This is a genomic window from Paraburkholderia humisilvae, from assembly GCF_902859855.1.
GTDB classification, from domain to species: Bacteria; Pseudomonadota; Gammaproteobacteria; order Burkholderiales; family Burkholderiaceae; genus Paraburkholderia; species Paraburkholderia humisilvae.
In genome coordinates, this window is the sequence record NZ_CADIKH010000165.1 from 1 (window position 1) to 5,601 (window position 5,601).

The 5,601-nt window shown below is 56.0% G+C and carries 2 tRNA genes and 3 rRNA genes; all 5 read left to right on the plus strand.

Annotated elements, in window-relative coordinates:
• Nucleotides 1-246: 246 nt before the first annotated feature.
• The 5 genes from HV796_RS39895 to rrf all read left to right on the plus strand — a co-directional run bounded on the left by HV796_RS39895 (nt 247) and on the right by rrf (nt 5,546).
• A 16S ribosomal RNA gene (locus tag HV796_RS39895) occupies nt 247-1,777 on the plus strand.
• Between the two features lie 67 nt (nt 1,778-1,844).
• A tRNA-Ile gene (locus tag HV796_RS39900) sits at nt 1,845-1,921 on the plus strand.
• 40 nt (nt 1,922-1,961) lie between these two features.
• Nucleotides 1,962-2,037, plus strand: a tRNA-Ala gene (locus HV796_RS39905).
• A gap of 299 nt (nt 2,038-2,336) precedes the next feature.
• Nucleotides 2,337-5,216 (plus strand): 23S ribosomal RNA (locus HV796_RS39910).
• 217 nt (nt 5,217-5,433) lie between these two features.
• A 5S ribosomal RNA gene (rrf, locus tag HV796_RS39915) occupies nt 5,434-5,546 on the plus strand.
• The 16S, 23S and 5S rRNA genes sit together here with 2 tRNA genes alongside, the layout of an rRNA operon.
• The last annotated feature ends 55 nt before the right edge of the window (nt 5,547-5,601 follow it).

The window sequence follows — 5,601 nt, forward strand, 5'->3', positions numbered from 1 at the left end:
TGGTGGGGTGCGGTGGTTGAGCGATCCGGCCTTTTTGCGTGAAGCGATCTTTAACAATACACAGTCGATAAGTGTGGGCGCTTGATGGCGGCGCACGATGGTCTTGGGGCCATCGCGAGCAAAAGTATCAGGTGCTCACGGAAGTATTGAAGGGCTTCCGGCTTTATGGCTGGAAGCACTCGTCAGTACGTTTTGAGTGAGCGACCGGTTCGCAGGAAACTGTGGAACCGAAAAGTAACAGGCATTGAACTGAAGAGTTTGATCCTGGCTCAGATTGAACGCTGGCGGCATGCCTTACACATGCAAGTCGGACGGCAGCGCGGGGGCAACCCTGGCGGCGAGTGGCGAACGGGTGAGTAAGACATCGGAACGTGTCCTGGAGTGGGGGATAGCCCGGCGAAAGCCGGATTAATACCGCATACGATCTGGGGATGAAAGCGGGGGACCGGAAGGCCTCGCGCTCAAGGAGCGGCCGATGGCGGATTAGCTAGTTGGTGGGGTAAAGGCCCACCAAGGCGACGATCCGTAGCTGGTCTGAGAGGACGACCAGCCACACTGGGACTGAGACACGGCCCAGACTCCTACGGGAGGCAGCAGTGGGGAATTTTGGACAATGGGCGAAAGCCTGATCCAGCAATGCCGCGTGTGTGAAGAAGGCCTTCGGGTTGTAAAGCACTTTTGTCCGGAAAGAAAACTTCGTTCCTAATATGGATGGAGGATGACGGTACCGGAAGAATAAGCACCGGCTAACTACGTGCCAGCAGCCGCGGTAATACGTAGGGTGCGAGCGTTAATCGGAATTACTGGGCGTAAAGCGTGCGCAGGCGGTGATGTAAGACCGATGTGAAATCCCCGGGCTTAACCTGGGAACTGCATTGGTGACTGCATTGCTGGAGTATGGCAGAGGGGGGTGGAATTCCACGTGTAGCAGTGAAATGCGTAGAGATGTGGAGGAACACCGATGGCGAAGGCAGCCCCCTGGGCCAATACTGACGCTCATGCACGAAAGCGTGGGGAGCAAACAGGATTAGATACCCTGGTAGTCCACGCCCTAAACGATGTCAACTGGTTGTCGGGCCTTCATTGGCTTGGTAACGTAGCTAACGCGTGAAGTTGACCGCCTGGGGAGTACGGTCGCAAGATTAAAACTCAAAGGAATTGACGGGGACCCGCACAAGCGGTGGATGATGTGGATTAATTCGATGCAACGCGAAAAACCTTACCTACCCTTGACATGGATGGAAGCCGGGTGAGAGCCGGGCGTGCCCGAAAGGGAGCCATCACACAGGTGCTGCATGGCTGTCGTCAGCTCGTGTCGTGAGATGTTGGGTTAAGTCCCGCAACGAGCGCAACCCTTGTCCCTAGTTGCTACGCAAGAGCACTCCAGGGAGACTGCCGGTGACAAACCGGAGGAAGGTGGGGATGACGTCAAGTCCTCATGGCCCTTATGGGTAGGGCTTCACACGTCATACAATGGTCGGAACAGAGGGTTGCCAAGCCGCGAGGCGGAGCCAATCCCAGAAAACCGATCGTAGTCCGGATCGCAGTCTGCAACTCGACTGCGTGAAGCTGGAATCGCTAGTAATCGCGGATCAGCATGCCGCGGTGAATACGTTCCCGGGTCTTGTACACACCGCCCGTCACACCATGGGAGTGGGTTTTACCAGAAGTGGCTAGTCTAACCGCAAGGAGGACGGTCACCACGGTAGGATTCATGACTGGGGTGAAGTCGTAACAAGGTAGCCGTATCGGAAGGTGCGGCTGGATCACCTCCTTTCCCGAGCTTTGCGTCTCAAAGTTGAGCGCTCACACTTGTCGGCTGTGCATTGAAGGACAGGCTGAAGGGGTCTGTAGCTCAGTCGGTTAGAGCACCGTCTTGATAAGGCGGGGGTCGCTGGTTCGAATCCAGCCAGACCCACCATCGGTGGCTGCGATGAAGATCCCTTCGGGCGGTGTCATGCGGGGGATTAGCTCAGCTGGGAGAGCACCTGCTTTGCAAGCAGGGGGTCGTCGGTTCGATCCCGTCATCCTCCACCACAGTCCCCAATCCGGAGAGTGCCGGCCCGTGTGAAGCGGGCGGCGGTCTGCGTATTGGCGATTGCGCCAGCCAGCGTCGACTGCAGGAGTGGTCGGCTGTCGTTCTTTAACAATCAGGAAGAAGCAGTAAGAGAGATTCACCGGGCGCATCTTGAGATGGATGCGCGCGGGTGAATCAGGGTTGTGATTGTATCGAAAGTATTTAAGGGTCCTCGAAGAGAGGGCGCTTGGAATACGGCACAACGCGAAAACTCAGCCTGTAGCGGCGTGTGGAGCAGCATGAGACACACCCGTTATAGGGTCAAGCGAACAAGTGCATGTGGTGGATGCCTTGGCGATCACAGGCGATGAAGGACGCGGTAGCCTGCGAAAAGCGGTGGGGAGCTGGCAAACGAGCTTTGATCCACCGATATCCGAATGGGGAAACCCACTCCGAATGGAGTATCCATGACTGAATCCATAGGTCATGTGAGGCGAACGCGGCGAACTGAAACATCTAAGTAGCCGCAGGAACAGAAATCAACCGAGATTCCCAGAGTAGTGGCGAGCGAAATGGGACCAGCCGGTACACGTTATCTTCATGGTTAGCCGAACGCTCTGGAAAGTGCGGCCATAGCGGGTGATAGCCCCGTAGGCGAAAACCGGGAGGAAGAACTGGGTGTACGACAAGTAGGGCGGGACACGTGAAATCCTGTCTGAAGATGGGGGGACCATCCTCCAAGGCTAAATACTCGTGATCGACCGATAGTGAACCAGTACCGTGAGGGAAAGGCGAAAAGAACCCCGGGAGGGGAGTGAAACAGATCCTGAAACCGCATGCATACAAACAGTCGGAGCCCGCAAGGGTGACGGCGTACCTTTTGTATAATGGGTCAGCGACTTACATTCAGTGGCAAGCTTAACCGAATAGGGCAGGCGTAGCGAAAGCGAGTCCGAACAGGGCGTCATAGTCGCTGGGTGTAGACCCGAAACCAGATGATCTATCCATGGCCAGGATGAAGGCACGGTAACACGTGCTGGAGGTCCGAACCCACTAGTGTTGAAAAACTAGGGGATGAGCTGTGGATAGGGGTGAAAGGCTAAACAAATCTGGAAATAGCTGGTTCTCTCCGAAAACTATTTAGGTAGTGCCTCGTGTATCACCTTCGGGGGTAGAGCACTGTCATGGTTGAAGGGTCCATTGCGGATTACTTCGCCATAGCAAACTCCGAATACCGAAGAGTGCAATCACGGGAGACAGACATCGGGTGCTAACGTCCGGTGTCAAGAGGGAAACAACCCAGACCGCCAGCTAAGGTCCCCAAATATGGCTAAGTGGGAAACGAAGTGGGAAGGCAAAAACAGTCAGGAGGTTGGCTTAGAAGCAGCCATCCTTTAAAGAAAGCGTAATAGCTCACTGATCGAGTCGTCCTGCGCGGAAGATGTAACGGGGCTAAGCCATATACCGAAGCTGCGGATGCGTGCTTGCACGCATGGTAGGAGAGCGTTCCGTAAGCCTGCGAAGGCGCACCGGAAGGTGTGCTGGAGGTATCGGAAGTGCGAATGCTGACATGAGTAGCGATAAAGGGGGTGAAAGGCCCCCTCGCCGTAAGCCCAAGGTTTCCTACGCAACGTTCATCGGCGTAGGGTGAGTCGGCCCCTAAGGCGAGGCAGAAATGCGTAGCTGATGGGAAGCAGGTCAATATTCCTGCACCAGTGTGAAATGCGATGGGGGGACGGATCGCGGAAGGTTGTCCGGGTGTTGGAAGTCCCGGTCGCTGCGTTGGAGAAGGTGCTCAGGCAAATCCGGGCACGCAATTCAAGGGCGTGGCGCGAGTCGCTCAGGCGATGAAGCAACCGGAAGGGGTTCCAGGAAAAGCCTCTAAGCTTCAGTTTCACATTGACCGTACCGCAAACCGACACAGGTGGGCGAGATGAGTATTCTAAGGCGCTTGAGAGAACCCGGGAGAAGGAACTCGGCAAACTGGTACCGTAACTTCGGGATAAGGTACGCCCCTGTAGCTTGACGCCCCCGCGGGCGGAGGGTGAAGGGGTTGCAATAAACTGGTGGCTGCGACTGTTTAATAAAAACACAGCACTCTGCAAACACGAAAGTGGACGTATAGGGTGTGACGCCTGCCCGGTGCCGGAAGATTAAATGATGGGGTGCAAGCTCCTGATTGAAGTCCCGGTAAACGGCGGCCGTAACTATAACGGTCCTAAGGTAGCGAAATTCCTTGTCGGGTAAGTTCCGACCTGCACGAATGGCGTAACGATGGCCACACTGTCTCCTCCCGGGACTCAGCGAAGTTGAAGTGTTTGTGATGATGCAATCTCCCCGCGGCTAGACGGAAAGACCCCATGAACCTTTACTGCAGCTTTGCATTGGACTTTGAACCGGTCTGTGTAGGATAGGTGGGAGGCTGTGAAGCGGGTACGCCAGTGCCCGTGGAGCCGTCCTTGAAATACCACCCTGATCTGTTTGAGGTTCTAACCTTGGACCCTGAAGCGGGTTCGGGGACAGTGCATGGCAGGCAGTTTGACTGGGGCGGTCTCCTCCCAAAGCGTAACGGAGGAGTACGAAGGTACGCTAGGTACGGTCGGAAATCGTGCCGATAGTGCAATGGCATAAGCGTGCTTGACTGCGAGACTGACACGTCGAGCAGGTGCGAAAGCAGGTCATAGTGATCCGGTGGTTCTGTATGGAAGGGCCATCGCTCAACGGATAAAAGGTACTCTGGGGATAACAGGCTGATACCGCCCAAGAGTTCATATCGACGGCGGTGTTTGGCACCTCGATGTCGGCTCATCTCATCCTGGGGCTGTAGCCGGTCCCAAGGGTATGGCTGTTCGCCATTTAAAGAGGTACGTGAGCTGGGTTTAAAACGTCGTGAGACAGTTTGGTCCCTATCTGCCGTGGGCGCTGGATATTTGAAGGGACCTGCTCCTAGTACGAGAGGACCGGAGTGGACGAACCTCTGGTGTACCGGTTGTGACGCCAGTCGCATCGCCGGGTAGCTATGTTCGGAAGAGATAACCGCTGAAAGCATCTAAGCGGGAAACTCGCCTTGAGATGAGATATCCCCGGGGCTTCGAGCCCCTTGAAGGGTCGTTCAAGACCAGGACGTTGATAGGTCAGGTGTGGAAGCGCAGTAATGCGTTAAGCTAACTGATACTAATTGCCCGTAAGGCTTGATCCTATAACCGGTGTGTTTCGCGGTCATGGTTAATGCTTCAGCATTTACCCGGACCCCGCCCCCGCAAGGGGCGAGCCACACGCCAGGCCAGTGATCGTTGTTGTGCCACCGACAACACAACCCCCCATTCTCTTGCACCCGTTACACCCCCGCTTCTTCCCGATTGGCTGTGGCGCACCCCGGTTGAACCCAACCGCACGCGACCCGGCAACCCCTCATGCCTGATGACCATAGCGAGTCGGTCCCACCCCTTCCCATCCCGAACAGGACCGTGAAACGACTCCACGCCGATGATAGTGCGGATCCCCGTGTGAAAGTAGGTAATCGTCAGGCTCCCCTTTCCAGACGCCCCAACCCCGCCCTCCCAGGCGGGGTTCGTGCGTTTACG